The following is a 17890-nucleotide window of genomic DNA, read 5'->3' as shown; positions in this document are numbered from 1 at the left end:
AAAACAGTTTGTCTGAAATAAAAAGACAAATAATAAAAAATCATCAATTACTATTCCCGCTACTCAAGAAAATAACTTCATTAATCATAGTGTCGGTCTGGCTTATGATTTGGTAGTAAGCGTCATCGCCAAAAAGTTGGCGCGCCATTTCGGCTTTAAGCATTTCCTTCATTTGGCTGTGGTAAACCGCAAAATTAAATTTTGTGCGTTCTTTTAGATTGATAAAATCTTCAAAACTTTTGATAAAGACATCGCTCGCTTCAAAATCGTTTACAAATTCCTTTTCTAAAATATCGTTGTAAGCAAATCTATCGGCATCTAAGGTTTCAAACACAAAATTACTGACATAACCTCTTCGCACTATGTAACTAAGCGTTTCATTATTAAAGTTGTTCTGTATGGGCACAAATACGTCAGGAATAATACCGCCACCGCCATATACTACTTTCCCTTTGGGTGTTGTAAATTTAAGTGAATCGGCAATATCCATTTTTTGCCCGTTACTTAATTCTCCATTACGCATTCTTTTATAATAATCGTGATAATAGCTGTCATTATCTCCATTAGTATAGGGTCTTTGAATAGAGCGCCCTGTTGGTGTGTAATATCTGGAAACGGTTAACCTCACGGCGCTGCCATCACCTAAAGCCATTTCACGCTGCACTAAGCCTTTGCCATAAGAGCGACGACCTACAATGGTTCCTTTGTCATTATCTTGCAAGGCTCCAGCAATGACTTCACTAGCCGAAGCCGAATTTTCGTTGATTAGCACAAACACTTCACCTGTTTCAAAGCTACCGCGTTTGGTTGCGAATGTTTTATCGGTTCGGCCACTTTTATTTTTGGTGAAAAGAATGAGTTTTCCGTCTTCTAAAAATTCGTCAGCAATTTGTTCAGCGACGCCTAAAAAGCCTCCTAAATTATCTCTTAAATCTAAAGCCAATTGCGTAGCGCCTAATTTTTGTAAAGCATTTAAGGAAGTTTTAAATTCTTTGTAAGTTGATTCTGCAAACCGATTTACTTTTATGTATCCTAAATTTTCAGTTAGCATGAAAGCCGCATCCACGCTTTTAATAGGAATATCTTCGCGTCTTAATTGAATATCCAGAAACTCATCGGTTTGTTTGCGGTAAATTTTAAGTTTTACGCGACTATTTCTTTCACCTTTAAGTTTAGAAATAATGGAATCGTTAGACCATCTTCGACCATAAATAGTATCATTGTTTGCCATTATAATTCTATCACCTGCTAAAATGCCTGCGCGCTCGCTAGGGCCATTTTCAACTGTTCTAATAACCGCAATCGTGTCTTTATAAGTGTAAAAATTTATACCAATACCTACAAAATTACCACGCATATTTTCGGCGACATTTTTAAGTTGATCTTTTGAGATATAAGTGGAATGGGGATCTAGATTGTCGAGAATTCCATTAACAGTCACATCCACAATGCTGTCGGTATTAATTTCGTCAACATATTCTAAATCAATATAATCAATAAGCCTATTGAGCTTATCTTTTTTGCTATTTGTAGTAAAAAGTCTATCGGAAGTATCGGTAAAGTTGAGTTTTCCGCCAATAACCACGCCTACCGCTATAGCAATACCGAGTAATAAAGGTATGTATTTTTTGGTGTTACTCATTAGGCTTTTAAATCTGTTATTAAGGTTACTGCTACGCCGGCTTTTTCAAGAAATTTTATCCCACTGTCATCCTTATAAGCTTCGCTATAAACCACCCTTATAATTCCAGCTTGATGGATAAGCTTACTACATTCCTTGCAAGGCGACAAGGTTATATACAAAGTTGCACCTTTGCACGATTGTGTAGAAGAAGCTACCTTTAGTATGGCATTAGCTTCGGCATGAAGCACGTACCACTTGGTGTAGCCTTCGTCGTCTTCACAATAATTTTCAAAACCCGTTGGGGTACCGTTATATCCATCTGAAATAATCATGCGGTCTTTTACAATTAAAGCACCTACTTGCTTGCGTTTGCAATGAGAGAGCTTTCCCCATTCTTGAGCAATTCGTAAATAGGCTTTATCGTAACGAAGTTGTTTTTCTTTAGACATTGAAAATCATAATGACGAGATGAAATAATAAACGAAGATAGTTTGATACTATTATAACTACAATGGGTTGACGTTAAACTTTTACCAAAAATAATACCATTGGTTGGCTTGTTTACGAAATTAAATCGCTTTCTAAAATCATAGGAATAACCAATCCTACCACGACAGCCGAAATAACCATCACCCAATCGCGTTTGGAAAACCTAAAAATTGTCTGGCCTATAAAACCTAAAAATAACACTATAAACACAATACTTATTTGGGCTATTTCAATTCCAAGAGCAAATTCCAAAAGCAATACCAATTTGTTTTCGGTACGGCCAGCAAACATTAAAAATTCTCTTGCAAAGCCTAAACCGTGAACTAAACCAAAAAACAAGGTTGAAAAAAACAATAAACCTACTTTTTCATTTTTTGACTTTTTACCTGCGGTAAATACATTATAAAGCGCCACAAACAAAATGGTTACTGGAATTAAAAACTCCACTAAATTAGCATTGACTTGCACCACACCATAAGCTGCTAAAACCAGCGATAAGGTATGACCAACTGTAAAAGTGGTTACTAAAAGCAATACGCGTTTCCAATCGTTAAATAAATAGGGTACGGTAAGGACTATTAAGAAAAGTACATGATCGTAAGCTTTAATGTCAAGTACATGGTTGATACCATACTGCACGTTGAACCAGAATTCGTTGAGCATGATTATTGGTTTAGGGGTTGGCGCAAAGTTACAATTTAATTGGAATGAAAAATAGTCCGTTTTAAATACAACAACGAAAAACTTTAACATTTTATGTACTGGCGTTTTTTGAAGAATTTAAAATTTGTTTTGAAATCCTTTAAGGGTTTGAAAACCAAAAATATTGGTGAAAACTCAAAATTAAAATATTGCCGTTTTACTAGATATCGCTAGTCCAACTTTTCAGTGAGTTTCTGGAAAGTCTTTTTCGGGTCTTTACCATCATAGAGAATATCGTAAACAGCATTTATAATGGGTAGTCTAGTTTTATTTTTATTTTTTTGATTGAGTAAATGAGCGCTTTTGGTAGCGTAATAGCCTTCGGCAACCATGTTCATATCCATCATAGCGGACTTTACCGTATAACCTTTGCCAATCATATTGCCAAACATACGATTTCTAGAAAATGTGGAATATCCCGTTACCAGCAAATCTCCCAAATAAGCCGAGTTATTAATGTTTCGTTTCATTTTGTGCATTTTCTTTATAAATCGCTTCATTTCGCGAATAGCATTGCTCATCAAGACACTTTGAAAATTGTCGCCATAACCCAAACCATGAGCAATACCTGCGGCGATGGCATAAATATTTTTGAGCATTACGGCATATTCGGTGCCAATAATATCGTCGCTAATTTTGGTTTTAATATAATCGCTTGATAATTTATCGGCAATATCTTGGGCTTTTTTGGGGTCGGCGCATGAAATGGTAAGGTAGGACAAACGCTCAAGCGCTACTTCTTCAGCGTGGCACGGACCAGCAATCACAGCAATATTCTCAAAAGGAATATTGTAATGGTCGTGAAAATGCTCGCCTACCAACAATCCTGTTTCAGGAATAATTCCTTTTACAGCCGAAACGATGGTTTTTTCAGTAATATCAACCGAAAGTTTTTCCAGTTCGCTAAACATAAAGGCAGAGGGAACGACAAAAATCAGCACATCGGCATAGTTGGCCATTTCGTTGATATCGTTACTGAGTTTTAACTTTTCAATCTTAAACTCTACCGAACTTAAATAATTGGGGTTGTGTCTTTCTTTAAGCAAATGTTCTTTGGTATATACGCTACGCATGTACCATCCAACTTCGTCCAAATTTGCACTTAGCATTTTTACGATAGCAGTTGCCCAACTTCCGGCACCAAAAACGGCGTATTTTAAGGGTTGACTCATAAGTAATGTTACTGATGTTTGTGTTTCAAAAGTACGTAAAATTAAACATTATAAAGATTAGTGCCTTCTTAACAATTTGGTTTGGCACGTGTTTTGAAATGCCAAAAGTATCAATATTAAATAGCTGGATTATGAAAACTTTAAAATTACTCTCGGCTTTCGCTTTAACAGCAACTTTATTTACCTCTTGTTACAGAGAAGATGTAATTGTGGTAGATCCAACGCCTCAAATAAGTTTAAATCAATTGTTGAGTTCCTACGAATTGTGGTACATTGATATCAATGAAACTTTGGGTTTTGGACAAACACCTTTCATGGAAATTGCCTTTACAGTTTCATTTAGAAATGGCGTTTTTTATGCCAATAATAATTTGGTGTTCTTTGGTTCACAAGGTAATGGATTTGGGATTCCTGTTGGCAACTACGATGCTTATGATATGATACTAGACGTGTACCACGATATTGATGGTTACAATTCTTTTGATGTATATCAAATTAATAACAATACAATTGAATTGTACAATCCATTTATAGATACCTCTTACTTTTTGCGAGGTTACCAACGTTCTAACTTCGATTATGATTTTGTGTTTTATGACAATATTCATTACTTCCTTCAGGAATATCAGGCTTGGGAAAAAACTTACACTAGCAATTTTGGGGCTTTGAATGAATTTGATAACGAAAATTATTTACAATTTTTATCGGGTGGTAATGACTCCACTTTTAGAAGTTCACAAGATTTTGGAATTGCAAACCCAAACAATATTTTTTGGGATTATACTGGAGTTTATGGCGTTCAAAATATTCCAGGTAACTTAAACCTCAAAACATTAACATTAGATTATGATTATTTCGACAATGAATTTTTCGAATTGAGCGTTATTAATGATTGCACGATAGAATTATATCATAATGCCTCAGGTACGATTTACGAATTTTCAGGACGCGGCTACATACAGTTTATGAGACAAAGCGATACTGAAGGAAAAATCATAAATGAGACAGATAAACCTAAAATGCGAAAGCAAAAAACGGATAAAAAAGACAATCCAAGAGTCTCAAACAGAAGCTAAATTTTGGTTGGTTATTTAGTTTCCTAACGCCCAGTAAAACATTTGTTTTCTGGGCGTTTTTTGTAACTCAATTTTTATAACTTTGATGATATTTAATTCTGAATGATGAAAAAATTCCTCACTATTTTTGTTTTGATTGTCATTGTAGGAACCATTGGATTTTTTTGGATTTCTACATGGACATATTCTGAAGGCACACGCTCTGGACAATTAATTAAAGTCACCAAAAAAGGCGTGATTTTTAAAACCAATGAAGCGCAACTAAATATGGGCGGATTGCGAACTAAAAATGTAGATGGTCTAGAAGGCAATATTTGGGATTTTTCAGTAATTGACGAAACGGTCGTAAATAAGCTAAATGCCCTTGAAGGTAGACACGTAAAAATAGCTTATAAAGAGCGCTACAATTCAATGCCGTGGATTGGCAAAACTAATTATATAGCGACTGATGTTACCGAGCTTGTTGAATAATTTACTTTTCTACAAGGGCTTTTAAAGCTTCAAAATCGTAAGGTTTATCTAAAATGACTTTATTGGAATCGAGTAGAAAATAGCTTGGCGTACTCTTAATATTGTACGCTTTTACTAAATCGCTATCCCATTTATCAAGTTCTACCTTGTGTACAAAACTTGGATATTTTTCTACTTCATGTTGCCATTGCGGTTCGTCTTCTTCAATGCCAATTGCAATTACTTGAATTTCGTTGTTGTTTTCTAATAGCGTTTTTACTTGAGGCAATTCTTTTAAACAATGGCTACAGCTACTGCTCCAAAAAATAAGCAAATATTGCTTTGAAGTATTGATAGCATATAAATCAGTACTGTGTAAAGGGATATCAAAATTCACAGCCTTTGCACCTATTGCCGTGTTTTTGTAGGAGTTTAAAGCGCCTAACAAAGACTGGTTGTTATCACCTTCGGCAAGACTTAGCAGATATTTGTTGGTAATGTACAAAGCCATTTCTGTATTGTTATCAGTAACAAACCGCTGCCAAATATTAGTGTATAAAATAGATTTAAAATGATTGTCCTGCTCTCCAATTATAGCATCTAGTTCATCTATTAAAGTTTGAAAATTCTCAGTAGTAGGATTGGCAATGATATCAAACACATAAGAATTTACACGATCTACCAAAAAATCAGAGCTTTGTAAAACTTCATCCGTAAAGTCTATGTGCTTTAAGAAACTAGCCTTTAAGTTTGAAGCATAAGTATTAGCATCTTCAAAATCAGAAGGAATGTAAGGTTCGTTAGCTTTTACAAAACGTTCAGCAATCATTCCTTTTGAATTGGATTCGTATGCCTTTTGTGTGTCGTTTAAGGTTTTAAAAATATTGGCAAATTCTTTTTTGTTTTTGCTCTGCGATTCGTAAAAGTTGCTAATAGTACTGTTTATCGTTTGAATACTTTCAACATAATTTGCCCAAAGTATATTTTCTTTTGATTTTGTAAACGCAATACCATCATCCAAGCAGAAGGTAAATACTACATCTTCTTTGCCATTATATATAATATCAAAATTATTTTCCTCCGGTGGTATCGCATACACGATTTTATAAATGCCAGGTTCGGATAGGCTATCCAGTTCTATCTTGAAATTGCCTTCTCTATCGGTTTGAGCGCGGTCTATATAATTGGCACCATCTGGAGTTGATTTGTACAGAAAGGCAAAGGTGTAATCTTCTGGTGGCGAAAAAGTTCCTGAAATACTATGTTGCGATAATACAACTGCAGGGAATAAAATCCATACAATCAAGTGTTCCAATTTCATATGATCCTCTTAGTGTTTGAAATAAGTTATCAATTATTCTGCCATTAAGGGTCGCATAACTTTTAATGCGCTATTTACAGATTTAATATGATCAAAAGTAAGTAATAATCTCAAACCATTTCTTGTTTGCTTTTCCTTCATTTTGAATTGCTGTGGATGTGTTTGTACAAATTGTAATACCTTTGTAAAGGATGAACTTTGATAAAAAGCGCTTTGCTGGTCCTGAATAAAATACCCTATCAACTTATTGTGCTTCATGATAAGTTTTTCTAATCCTATCTTGGTTGCGATCCACTTTAAGCGCACGCTGTTTAGCAAATCTTCAACTTGAACAGGCATAGGTCCAAATCTGTCAATAATATCGGCTTCAAACTGCTGCAATTCAGCTTCGGTTTTTAGTTCGTTTAACTTGGTGTAAAGATTGAGACGTTCACTGATATTATTCACATAATCATCTGGAAACAACAATTCAAAATTTGTATCTATGGTGATATCCTTCACATAGTTTTTCGGTTTGGTATCGTCCTTATAAAGGTCTTTAAACTCATTTTCCTTAAGTTCTTCAATGGCTTCACTTAATATTTTCTGATAGGTGTCAAAACCAATCTCATTAATAAACCCACTTTGTTCGCCACCTAACAAATCGCCTGCACCTCTAATTTCTAGATCTTTCATAGCAATGTTAAAACCACTACCTAAGGCGGTAAATTGCTCTAATGCCGTGATGCGTTTACGAGCATCATCCGTCATAGCGCTGTACTCGGGTGTAATAAAATAACAAAAAGCCTTTTTGTTGCTTCGGCCAACACGACCCCGCATTTGATGCAAATCACTCAATCCGAAATTATTAGCATTATTAATAAAGATGGTATTGGCGTTAGGCACATCTAAACCACTTTCAACTATTGTAGTACTTACCAAGACATCAAACTCGCCATTTACAAATCCAAGCATTAGCTGCTCGAGCTTTTTGCCTTCCATCTGGCCGTGTCCAATACCAATTTTGGCATCCGGTACCAAACGTTGAATCATACCAGCAACTTCCTTGATGTTTTCGATACGGTTATGGATAAAAAATATTTGTCCGCCACGCTCAATCTCATAACTTACGGCGTCTCGGATAGTGGTTTCATTAAATCGTATTACTTTGCTTTCTATAGGAAATCGGTTCGGCGGCGCTGTATTGATAACCGACAAATCTCTGGCTGCCATTAAACTAAACTGCAAGGTTCGTGGAATGGGCGTAGCAGTGAGGGTCAATACATCTACGTTTTCCTTTAAGGTTTTAAGTTTTTCTTTAACTGCAACTCCAAATTTTTGCTCTTCATCTACAATGAGCAAGCCTAAATCTTTAAACTTTACCGCTGCATTTACCAATTGATGTGTACCTATAATAATATCAACTTTGCCGTTTTCTAAATCGGTTAGGGTTTCGCGACGTTCTTTGGCAGTTCTAAAGCGGTTAAGGTAGTTTACCGTAACTGGTAAATCTTTTAAACGTTCAGAAAAGGTTCGGAAATGCTGATACGCCAAAATGGTAGTTGGCACCAAAACTGCAACCTGCTTACTATTATCAACAGCTTTAAAAGCTGCGCGAATGGCTACTTCGGTTTTACCAAATCCTACATCACCACAAACCAAACGGTCCATTGGGCGTTCACTTTCCATGTCGGCTTTAACATCTGCTGTAGCAGTACTTTGATCTGGCGTGTCCTCGTAAACAAACGAGGCTTCTAGTTCATGCTGTAAATAACTGTCTGTTGCGTATTGAAATCCAGTTCTTACTTTACGCTTCGCATACAGCTTAATCAAGTTAAAAGCCACTTCTTTTACACGCGACTTCGTTTTTTGTTTTAAGGTTTTCCAAGCTGTACTGCCTAGCTTATAGATTTTAGGTGGCTTGCCGTCTTTGCCATTAAATTTTGTGATTTTGTGTAAAGAATGAATGCTCAAATACAACACATCACGATCCCCGTACACCAGCTTTATGGCTTCTTGCTTGGTACCTTCAACATCTATTTTTTGAAGTCCTCCAAACTTACCAATACCATGGTCAATATGCGTAACATAATCACCAATTTCTAAGTTGGTAAGTTCTTTTAATGTGATGGCCTGTTTTTTGGCATAACCATTTTTAAGATGAAATTTATGGTATCGTTCAAATATTTCGTGGTCGGTATAAACAGCAATTTTTTGGTGGTAATCAATAAAACCTTTGTACAATGAAAGCACCACAGTTTTGTAATGAACTACTTGCCCAACATCTTCAAAAATATCGTGGAATCGTTTGGCTTGCCGTTCGCTAACACAAGCAATATAATTGGTAAAACCATCTTGATGAAGACTGTTTAAGTCGTCAATTAATAAGTTAAATTGTTTATTAAAAGCTGGTTGTGGCGATGTTTTAAATTCAATTGCTTGTTTGGTATTAAAATAACTTTCACTGCCAAATTCAACCACATTAAAGTTTAGCAGCTGTTTTTTGAGTAATTCCTGATTGCAAAACAACGCATCTGATGAGGCGTGTTTTAATTCGGAAGCTAGGGATTTAAAGGTTTGTGTCGCTTTTTGATAATAGTCTTCAATACGACTAAATAATATACCTGCATCTTTAATCAACACACAACTATTTTGACTGATATAACTAAGGAAACTTTCGCGACTCTCTTCTAAGAATTTATTAGCAACATTTGGAATGACGCTTATTTTTTTGATACGTTCGGTTGATAATTGTGTTTCTACATCAAAGGTGCGAATGCTATCAATTTCATTTCCGAAAAATTCAATTCTATAAGGTTCATCATGCGAAAATGAAAACACATCCACAATACCACCACGTACTGAAAAATCTCCTGGTTCTGTGACGAAATCTACACGCTTAAATTTATATTCAAAAAGCACTTCATTAACAAAATCAATAGAAAGCAAATCCCCAACAGAAATTTTTAAAGTGTTTTTCTCCAATTCGCGCTTGGTTACTACTTTTTCGAATAGCGCATCGGGATAGGTAACAATTACAGAGGGTTTTTTGCGTGAGTTTATGCGGTTAAGAACCTCGGCTCTCAGTAGCACATTTGCATTATCGGTTTCTTCAATTTGATAGGGCCTGCGGTAACTTCCAGGATAGAATAATACATCTTTTTCATTGTGTAATTGTTCCAAATCGTTAAGGTAAAATGCAGCTTCTTCCTTATCGTTGAAAATGATTAAGTATGGAAGATTTGTGCTTTTAAAGCTTTCAGAAATTACAAAGGAAAGCGATGAACCCACAAGGCCTTTTAAATGCGTGTTTTGATTTCCACTAGGTTCAGAATGGGCAATAGTTTTTACCAGATTTTCAAGTGCTGAACTCTGATTATAATACTGCGCGATTAAGGAGCTATTCAAGTTTAAAAATTTGAATGGCAAAATTACATAAATTCTACATGACTATTCAATACTTAAATCCATCATTTATAGATGTATTTTGAAAGATTATTGCCTCTAAATTTTGCAACCATAGTGCGCATTGATATGACGCCGATGAATCATAAACCCTGTTATTTGTAAATCTGACAGCACAACTATATTTACCTAATAAGAATTAAAAAAGTTTACGAGTATTTACGCATAAATTCTTCAGCTTTTTCAACCATATTGCGGCTGCCACAAATAAATGGTACGCGTTCGTGCAGTTCTGTCGGTTGGATGTCCATTATTCTGGTAAAGCCGTCGCTGGCCTTGCCATTGGCTTGTTCAGCTAAAAATGCCATGGGATTACATTCGTATAAAAGCCTTAATTTTCCATTACCCATTTTAGAGCTTTTCGGATACATATAAATGCCGCCTTTTATCATATTTCGGTGGAAATCGGAAACCAAAGAGCCAATATATCTAGAGGTATACGGTCTATTACCTTCTTCCATCTGACAATATTTGATGTAATCTTTAATGCCTTGGGGAAAATGAATGTAATTGCCTTCATTTACTGAATATATATGGCCATCTGCCGGAAACTCCATATTTGGATGCGATAAGTAGAAAGAGCCAATTGCAGGATTAAGTGTAAAACCATTCACACCACAACCCGTTGTATAAACCAACATGGTAGATGTTCCATAAATTATATATCCTGCAGCAACTTGCTGATTTCCCTGTTGCAAAAAATCCTCAATGGTTACAGGTGTACCGATAGGTGTAACACGACGATAGATGGAAAAAATAGTGCCGACTGAAACATTTACATCGATATTGGTAGAGCCATCCAATGGGTCGATAAGTACAATGTATTTGTTTTGATGGTTCTCATCCTGACTGTTAATACTAATAAAACTATCTTCTTCTTCGCTGGCGATGCCACAAACAATATTACGATTTGTTAGGGTTTGAATAAATTTAAGATTGGCATAAACATCTAGTTTTTGCTGATTTTCACCTTGAATGTTTTGTTCGCCTGCATCACCAATAATATCAACCAAACCAGCTTTATTTACTTCGTGATTGACAACTTTTGCAGCTAATCTGATAGAGTTTATAAGTCGAGAAAGTTCTCCCGAAGTATATTTAAATGCTGACTGATTTTCAATTATAAATTCGCCTAAGGTTTTATTCTTTTGATGCATATCGGGTAGATTGTATGGCACAAATATCGAACAATTTAATCAACTATATCGTTTTCGTAAATAGAAAATATCATAAATTTTTATTTAGTTTCTGTTATCTTTGTGCGCCTAAAAGCCGTCGTATTTATGAAGATTAGAGAATCCAAGGTTACCGACATGAAGTCTGTTTTAAATTTAATAACAGAACTTGCCATTTTTGAAAAAGAACCCGATGCCGTTGAAGTGACAGAGGCATACCTCATTAACGCAGGATTTAGCGCAAACCCCGAATTTAAATGTTTTGTTGCTGAAGTTTCAAACGAAATAGTTGGAATGGCTTTGGTATTCAACCGTTTTTCAACTTGGAAAGGAACAGTGCTTCATCTTGAGGATTTAATTGTCAATCATAAATTTAGAGGTCAAGGTATTGGTGCAGCCTTACTAGATACCGTTGTAAATTACGGCAAAGAGTTGGGTGTCAAACGAATTAGTTGGGAAGTTTTGGGTTGGAATACCGATGCTATAAAATTTTACCAACAACGCGGCGCTAACATTTTGGATACGTGGCGTGTGGTTCATTTAAACGAAAACGGGATTAATAATTATAGTACTCAAGAATAATATGCGTGTATTTAAATTTGGCGGCGCTTCGGTAAAAGATGCTGCCGGTGTAAAAAATATGGTCAAAGTTCTACAAACTGTTGGCCATGAAAATACTTTAATTGTAGTTTCGGCCATGGGCAAAACTACAAATGCTCTAGAAATAGTTATCAAAAATTACTTCGAGAACAAAGCAGAATTACAAAGCTCAATTCAGGAAGTTAAAAAATATCACAACGAAATTCTCTTAGATCTGTTCGAGCACGACAGGCACGAAGTATTTAAAAAAGTGAACAAGTTATTTGATGAATTGGGTAGTTTTTTTAAACGCAGTAAATCCCCCGATTACAACTTTGTTTATGATCAGGTTATTGGTTATGGGGAATTGGTTTCAACTGTTATAATCAGTGCCTATTTACAGCACATAGGTATGGATAACCTATGGATAGATGTGCGCGAATTTATTAAAACTGATAATTATTACCGTCGTGCCAACGTAAACTGGTTTGTGACCCAAAAACAAATGACCGAACGCTTCAACCCTAAAACTCTAAATATCACCCAAGGATTTTTAGGAAGCGATGACAATAATTTTACAACCACTTTAGGTAGAGAAGGTAGCGATTATACCGCTGCCATTTTTGCCTATTGCCTAAATGCCGAAAGCGTCACTATTTGGAAAGACGTTCCTGGTGTACTTAATGCCGATCCGCGGTATTTTGAAAACGCACAATTACTTAATAAAATATCCTACCGTGAAGCAATTGAATTAGCCTTTTATGGCGCTTCGGTTATTCACCCCAAAACTTTACAACCGCTTCAAGGAAAAGAAATACCACTGTATGTAAAATCGTTTTTAAAGCCTGAAAATGCCGGTACCATGGTAGGCAAAGGCATTGGTATTGAGCCAAACGTGCCTTGTTTTATCGTTAAGAAAAATCAAGTGCTAATCAAAATGTCGTCCTTAGATTTTTCATACATTGTTGAAGAAAACATTAGCGAAATTTTCAAATTATTACATCACTATAAAATGAAAGTAGATGTGATTCAAAATTCAGCAATTAGTTTTTCCGTTTGTGTTGATAATATTTACAACAACCTAGAAAAATTACTGCAACACCTAAAGGCCAAGTTCCAAATCACCCATTACGAAAATGTGTCTTTATACACCATAAGACACTACGATACTCAAGCCTTAAAATCGATTGAGGCAGATAAAACGGTGCTTTTAAAGCAACTAACTCAGGAGACTGTACAAATAGTAACAAAATAAACAATTCACTACATTTGTAAATACAAAACACCATTAAACTAATATAATACCAGCCGATATGTTTTTAAGACATTTTTTTTGCCTGCCAGCAAAAAAGCGCTGTCTCTTTAAAAATATACAAGAATCAAATGAAGGACCAACAAGATAAAGGTTTAGTAAGCGCGAAAGAAATTGCAATTGCTGTTAAAGCAGATAAATATGGTGTTTTTGGAACTTTTTTTGGTTGGATTTTGATGAAACTACTCAAAATATCAACCATTAATAACATTTATAACCGCAACAAACATTTGCGGGATTTGCCTTTTCTTAATAGTATTTTGGACGAATTTCAAATCAAATTCGAAATTCCTGACGAAGATTTAAACCGCTTGCCCAAAGATGGTGCGTACATTACAGTTTCTAATCATCCACTAGGCGGGATTGATGGTATTTTGCTCTTAAAACTTATGCTGGAGCAACGTAACGACTTCAAAATCATTGCCAATTTCTTGTTGCATCGTATTGAACCTATGGCGCCTTACATAATGCCAGTGAACCCTTTTGAAGATCGTAAAGATGCCAAGAGCAGTATCGCTGGATTTAAGAGCGCACTCTCACATTTAAATGGCGGTCATCCTTTGGGAATTTTCCCGGCTGGTGAGGTCTCCACGTATCGCGATGGAAAACTTGTGGTTGACAGACCTTGGGAAGATGCTGCTATAAAACTCATTAAAAAAGCAGAAGTACCGGTGGTCCCCATTTATTTTCACGCTAAAAACAGTAAATTATTTTACCGATTATCTAAGATAAACGATACCCTAAGGACAGCCAAACTACCATCGGAGCTGTTAACTCAAAAAAATCGGGTAATTAAAGTTCGTATTGGTAAGCCAATTAGTGTAGCCGATCAAAAAGAACATCCAGAGATAGCGCAACTCTCAGAATTCTTAAGGAGAAAAACCTACATGTTGTCCAATATTTTTGAACCCAAAGAAAAAATTCTGAAAAACTTACAGTCGTCTTTAAAAGTTCATAAACTACCGAAAAATATTGTAACACCAGTCGATTCAGGTTTAATGGCTCAAGAAGTTGAGCTTTTAAGGAGCAAAGAATTAAAACTACTCACCAGTAAAAATTACGAAGTGTTTTTGGCCCAAGCAAAAGACATTCCGAATATTTTGAGAGAAATTGGTCGGCTTCGTGAAATAACCTTTAGAGCTATTGGCGAAGGCACCAATAAAGACATCGATTTAGACACTTTTGACACCTACTACCACCATTTGTTTTTATGGGATAATGAAGCAAAATGCCTAGCTGGCGCCTACCGCATGGGCTTAGGTTCTCAAATTTTTGCACGCTACGGAATAGACGGATTTTACCTTCAAGATTTGTTTAGGTTTGAACCCGAATTATATAAAATGATGAGTGAGTCTATTGAAATGGGACGCGCTTTCATCATCAAGGAATACCAACAAAAACCAATGCCGCTATTTTTACTTTGGAAAGGAATTGTTCATACTACTTTGCGATATCCAGAACACAACTATTTAATAGGTGGCGTGAGTATTAGCAATCAGTTTTCAAATTTTTCTAAAAGTTTGATGATTGAATTTATGAAATCGCATTATTACGACCCTTATGTAGCACAATACGTGCATCCTAAAAAAGAATTTAAGGTGAAGCTAAAAGATGCCGACAAGGATTTTGTGTTCGATGCCACTGAGGCTGATCTTAATAAATTCGATAAGATTATAGATGAAGTAGAACCAGGTGCCTTAAGATTGCCTGTTTTACTTAAAAAATACATCAAGCAAAATGCCAAATTGGTCGCGTTTAATGTAGATCCGCTATTTAATAACTCGGTAGATGGATTGATGTATATTAAAATTGCCGACCTTCCTGAAAGCACCGTAAGACCAGTTATGGAAGAGTTTCAGGCCGAATTAGAGCGTAAGTTTTCAGGAAATAATGAGTTGTAAACAATTGTGTGTTATATATGGTTTGTTTCTAGGCTTTATCGCACAAGCCCAAACCCTTAAAGGTCGGGTATTAGATGCCCAAACCAAGGAGCCAATTGAGACAGCCACAGTGTATTTTGATAACACCACTTTGGGCACCACCACCAATGCCAAGGGCGAATTTTCTATAGAGTACAACGATGCTGTACAATCAATTTTGGTTGTTTCTTTTTTGGGTTTTGAAAAGCAAATGATCGCCAACTATAGAACCTTAAGTTTTATAAACATAGAACTGAAAGAGCAAACCGATAGCTTAGATGAAGTCATAATCAACACCAACGACGGTTTAACGCGAAAACAAAAATTACAACAATTTAGAAAGGAATTTTTAGGCACTTCTACTTGGGCAAAATCTTGTAAAATTCTGAATGAAAACGACCTTATTTTGCGCTATCACAAACCGACAAAAACGATAACAGCTACCAGTAAAAATCCCGTAATTGTACAAAATTCAAAATTACAATACGAAATAGCTTATGATATTATTGACTTCGAAATCATCTATAATTACGTTGATGAAAGGAATAATGTTTTTAATAACAAGTCGGTAATTTATTTAGGTACATCGTATTATAAACCGCTACTTGATCGGGATAAGAGTCGCACTCAAAAAAATCGATTAAAAGCCTATAACGGTTCTGTGCAACACTTTATGCGTGCCTTATATCGCGAACAGTTTGAGGCCTTCGACTATCAAATTTTCTTTAAAGGCTTTATAGTTAATCCATGGGATTATTTTAAGATCTCAAAACATGAAAACCCGAACCTAAAGGAAGTGGTTATAGAGGAACAAGTTACCATACTTTATAACAAAAAGGCACAGTCATCTTTACTAGCGACCGATACCGTGTTTGTAGTAGACCAGTATGGCAATTATGCACCTATTAATAAAGTTTTATTTGTGGGTGACATGGGTAGCCAACGTATTGGCGATAGTTTGCCTTTTGATTATGAGCCAGTTTTCGAATAATAATAAAGATCAATCAAAAAGTGCTTCGTTAGAAAATGTGCATTTAAGGAGATAAAAAACCGAAACAAATCGTTTCGGTTTTTACATTTTCTATAAAACTTCTAGAACCAAGGTTTTTTACCCGCTTGGTAGGTATTGTAAAAATCCGCATCGGATTTTGTAAGATAAATAATGCCTTCTATTAAGCCAATGATACTGGTTATCCAAACCATAAAAATACCTATTCCAATGCATGATAATACAAATCCAATAACCGTAATTCCTAATAAAATACCACCTTCCTTAGTATAGCCCAAAATAAATTTGTGAATACCAAATGCTCCTAATATTATCCCTAAAATACCAGCAAGAATTTTTTTGTTGTCACCAGATGACTGAAAAGTTTCTTTGGCACTTTCAGAAAATTCGTTGGCGGTTTTCTTTGCTTCTTGTGCAAAATCTTTAGCCGATTCGTTGGCGTCGTCTAATGGTCTGTTGTCGTCCGACATAGTGATGAATGTTTTATAGTTAGATAAGTAAAGTTAATAAAAATTTAAAGTCTATCACAAATGACTTATGATATTTATGTTTAGAGTGCCTTGCGATGTATGGTTGGCAAAGTCTAGCTTACAATCTGATTGTTTTTAAATAGAAAATTAAAAGTCCAATTAGTTGCTTTAACTTTAAATATACGCACTTTTGATTTTATCGACAATGGTTTGGGCTAGCTTCTCGTTACTTTCTATAGTCCAACCAGCAACATGGGGTGTTAGTAGTACATTTTCTACTTTTATTAAATATTGAAAAGCCTCTGGCATTTCGGAAGTAAACATATCTTCAAACGAACTTTTTTCGTACTCCAAAACATCCAATCCAGCTCCTAAAATTTTTCCTGATTTTAAGGCATTAACCAAATCATCCGTTACCACACTTTTTCCTCTTGCGGTATTGATAAACCAAAATGGTTTTTTAAAAGCATTGATAAATGGGGTGTTGATCATACCCAAAGTTTCCAACGTTTGTGGTGTGTGTAAACTTAATACATCGGCTTTTTCTTGTAGCTCTTGTAAGGAAACTTGTTTGGCATTAGCATCACCAATGTTAGGTAGAATATCATGGCAGAGCACTTCTATATCGAAGCCGCGCAATTTTTTAGCAAAAGTTTTGCCTATATTGCCATAACCAATAATGCCAACAGTTTTGCCGTCTAACTCAACACCACGATTGGCTTCCCGCTTCCAAAGGCCTTGCTTGACTTCATAATTGGCTTTATTAAGTTTGTTGAATAAGGATAATAACATCCCCAAAGCGTGTTCTGCCACAGCGTTGCGATTACCTTCAGGTGCAGCAATAAGTGCAATGCCTTTTTGTTGGGCATAATTAATATCTATATTTTCAAGACCTGCGCCAACACGTGCAATAAATTTAAGATTGGTAGCGGCGTTTAAAAAGACTTTATCAATGGTAAATCGGCTTCTGATTACAATACCATCATAGCCTGCAATTTTTGCTTCAACGGCATCTTTTGATGCGGTATAATCTTCATCATTGGTAAACCCTAAATCATTAAGTTGATTAATGAGTAACGGATGGTTGGTATCGAGGTGGAGAATCTTCATGCCTAATTCCTGCGAAAGCAGGAATCTCTTGGGTTAAT

At 35.6% G+C, this 17890-nt stretch carries 15 protein-coding genes; 6 read left to right on the top strand and 9 right to left on the bottom strand.

Going from position 1 to position 17890, the window contains the following annotated elements:
- Positions 1-43: 43 nt before the first annotated feature.
- The 4 genes from V7Z48_RS01850 to V7Z48_RS01835 form a co-directional block, all read right to left on the bottom strand.
- Entirely contained in the window at positions 44-1642 is a 1599-nt protein-coding gene (locus tag V7Z48_RS01850; protein ID WP_334111683.1) for a S41 family peptidase, read from the bottom strand.
- On the bottom strand, positions 1642-2073 hold the full coding sequence (locus V7Z48_RS01845; RefSeq protein WP_334111682.1) for a deoxycytidylate deaminase: 432 nt from the start codon (positions 2071-2073) through the stop codon (positions 1642-1644). The genes V7Z48_RS01850 and V7Z48_RS01845 overlap by 1 nt, the downstream gene beginning before the upstream one ends.
- Before the next feature lie 112 nt (positions 2074-2185).
- Complete coding sequence (locus V7Z48_RS01840; protein WP_334111681.1) at positions 2186-2776, bottom strand: HupE/UreJ family protein; 591 nt, start codon at positions 2774-2776, stop codon at positions 2186-2188.
- 209 nt (positions 2777-2985) lie between these two features.
- Complete coding sequence (locus V7Z48_RS01835; RefSeq protein WP_334111680.1) at positions 2986-3987, bottom strand: NAD(P)H-dependent glycerol-3-phosphate dehydrogenase; 1002 nt, start codon at positions 3985-3987, stop codon at positions 2986-2988.
- 131 nt (positions 3988-4118) lie between these two features.
- Here V7Z48_RS01835 and V7Z48_RS01830 point away from each other — a divergent pair, with 131 nt between their 5' ends.
- Together V7Z48_RS01830 and V7Z48_RS01825 are read left to right on the top strand one after the other, a co-directional pair.
- Complete coding sequence (locus V7Z48_RS01830; protein WP_334111679.1) at positions 4119-5063, top strand: nicotinic acid mononucleotide adenyltransferase; 945 nt, start codon at positions 4119-4121, stop codon at positions 5061-5063.
- A 105-nt stretch (positions 5064-5168) separates the two neighbouring features.
- Positions 5169-5534 carry a 6-phosphogluconate dehydrogenase gene (locus V7Z48_RS01825; RefSeq protein WP_334111678.1) on the top strand — a complete coding sequence of 122 codons (366 nt, stop codon included), beginning with the start codon at positions 5169-5171 and terminating at the stop codon, positions 5532-5534.
- A 1-nt stretch (position 5535) separates the two neighbouring features.
- Here V7Z48_RS01825 and V7Z48_RS01820 read toward each other — a convergent pair whose 3' ends face one another.
- The 3 genes from V7Z48_RS01820 to fbp all read right to left on the bottom strand — a co-directional run bounded on the left by V7Z48_RS01820 (position 5536) and on the right by fbp (position 11435).
- Positions 5536-6834 (bottom strand): TlpA family protein disulfide reductase, encoded by a 1299-nt coding sequence (locus tag V7Z48_RS01820; RefSeq protein WP_334111677.1) that lies wholly within the window; start codon positions 6832-6834, stop codon positions 5536-5538.
- A gap of 33 nt (positions 6835-6867) precedes the next feature.
- Entirely contained in the window at positions 6868-10221 is a 3354-nt protein-coding gene (gene mfd / locus V7Z48_RS01815) for a transcription-repair coupling factor (RefSeq protein ID WP_334111676.1), read from the bottom strand.
- A 206-nt stretch (positions 10222-10427) separates the two neighbouring features.
- On the bottom strand, positions 10428-11435 hold the full coding sequence (gene fbp / locus V7Z48_RS01810; RefSeq protein WP_334111711.1) for a class 1 fructose-bisphosphatase: 1008 nt from the start codon (positions 11433-11435) through the stop codon (positions 10428-10430).
- A 126-nt stretch (positions 11436-11561) separates the two neighbouring features.
- On the opposite strand from fbp, the gene V7Z48_RS01805 reads away from it, so the two are divergent.
- The 4 genes from V7Z48_RS01805 (at position 11562) to V7Z48_RS01790 (ending at position 16254) form a co-directional block, all read left to right on the top strand.
- Positions 11562-12035 carry a GNAT family N-acetyltransferase gene (locus tag V7Z48_RS01805; RefSeq protein ID WP_334111675.1) on the top strand — a complete coding sequence of 158 codons (474 nt, stop codon included), beginning with the start codon at positions 11562-11564 and terminating at the stop codon, positions 12033-12035.
- A 1-nt stretch (position 12036) separates the two neighbouring features.
- Positions 12037-13287, top strand: coding sequence for an aspartate kinase (locus tag V7Z48_RS01800; RefSeq protein ID WP_334111674.1), 1251 nt, complete (start codon positions 12037-12039; stop codon positions 13285-13287).
- Positions 13288-13415: 128 nt separating this feature from the next.
- A complete protein-coding gene (locus tag V7Z48_RS01795) occupies positions 13416-15245 on the top strand; it encodes a lysophospholipid acyltransferase family protein (RefSeq protein ID WP_334111673.1) in 1830 nt (609 codons plus the stop codon).
- Positions 15235-16254: a carboxypeptidase-like regulatory domain-containing protein gene (locus V7Z48_RS01790; RefSeq protein WP_334111672.1), complete on the top strand. Its 1020-nt coding sequence runs from the start codon at positions 15235-15237 to the stop codon at positions 16252-16254. The genes V7Z48_RS01795 and V7Z48_RS01790 overlap by 11 nt, the downstream gene beginning before the upstream one ends.
- A 101-nt stretch (positions 16255-16355) precedes the next feature.
- Here V7Z48_RS01790 and V7Z48_RS01785 read toward each other — a convergent pair whose 3' ends face one another.
- On the bottom strand, positions 16356-16742 hold the full coding sequence (locus V7Z48_RS01785; protein ID WP_334111671.1) for a TM2 domain-containing protein: 387 nt from the start codon (positions 16740-16742) through the stop codon (positions 16356-16358).
- A gap of 174 nt (positions 16743-16916) precedes the next feature.
- The gene (locus V7Z48_RS01780; protein WP_334111670.1) at positions 16917-17852 is read right to left on the bottom strand and encodes a 2-hydroxyacid dehydrogenase; all 936 of its coding nucleotides are present in this window, start codon (positions 17850-17852) and stop codon (positions 16917-16919) included.
- Positions 17853-17890: the final 38 nt, after the last annotated feature.

The organism is Paucihalobacter sp., from assembly GCF_036825875.1.
Classification (GTDB): domain Bacteria; phylum Bacteroidota; class Bacteroidia; order Flavobacteriales; family Flavobacteriaceae; genus Paucihalobacter.
This window is presented reverse-complemented; position numbering and strand designations above follow the sequence as displayed.

What these genes read in the sequence shown, in the direction of transcription:
- V7Z48_RS01850 (WP_334111683.1), bottom strand. Translation starts at nt 1,642, where the DNA reads ATGAGTAACACCAAAAAATACATACCTTTATTACTCGGTATTGCTATA.
- V7Z48_RS01845 (WP_334111682.1), bottom strand. Translation starts at nt 2,073, where the DNA reads ATGTCTAAAGAAAAACAACTTCGTTACGATAAAGCCTATTTACGAATT.
- V7Z48_RS01840 (WP_334111681.1), bottom strand. Translation starts at nt 2,776, where the DNA reads ATGCTCAACGAATTCTGGTTCAACGTGCAGTATGGTATCAACCATGTA.
- V7Z48_RS01835 (WP_334111680.1), bottom strand. Translation starts at nt 3,987, where the DNA reads ATGAGTCAACCCTTAAAATACGCCGTTTTTGGTGCCGGAAGTTGGGCA.
- V7Z48_RS01830 (WP_334111679.1), top strand. Translation starts at nt 4,119, where the DNA reads ATGAAAACTTTAAAATTACTCTCGGCTTTCGCTTTAACAGCAACTTTA.
- V7Z48_RS01825 (WP_334111678.1), top strand. Translation starts at nt 5,169, where the DNA reads ATGAAAAAATTCCTCACTATTTTTGTTTTGATTGTCATTGTAGGAACC.
- V7Z48_RS01820 (WP_334111677.1), bottom strand. Translation starts at nt 6,834, where the DNA reads ATGAAATTGGAACACTTGATTGTATGGATTTTATTCCCTGCAGTTGTA.
- fbp (WP_334111711.1), bottom strand. Translation starts at nt 11,435, where the DNA reads ATGCATCAAAAGAATAAAACCTTAGGCGAATTTATAATTGAAAATCAG.
- V7Z48_RS01805 (WP_334111675.1), top strand. Translation starts at nt 11,562, where the DNA reads ATGAAGATTAGAGAATCCAAGGTTACCGACATGAAGTCTGTTTTAAAT.
- V7Z48_RS01800 (WP_334111674.1), top strand. Translation starts at nt 12,037, where the DNA reads ATGCGTGTATTTAAATTTGGCGGCGCTTCGGTAAAAGATGCTGCCGGT.
- V7Z48_RS01795 (WP_334111673.1), top strand. Translation starts at nt 13,416, where the DNA reads ATGAAGGACCAACAAGATAAAGGTTTAGTAAGCGCGAAAGAAATTGCA.
- V7Z48_RS01790 (WP_334111672.1), top strand. Translation starts at nt 15,235, where the DNA reads ATGAGTTGTAAACAATTGTGTGTTATATATGGTTTGTTTCTAGGCTTT.
- V7Z48_RS01785 (WP_334111671.1), bottom strand. Translation starts at nt 16,742, where the DNA reads ATGTCGGACGACAACAGACCATTAGACGACGCCAACGAATCGGCTAAA.
- V7Z48_RS01780 (WP_334111670.1), bottom strand. Translation starts at nt 17,852, where the DNA reads ATGAAGATTCTCCACCTCGATACCAACCATCCGTTACTCATTAATCAA.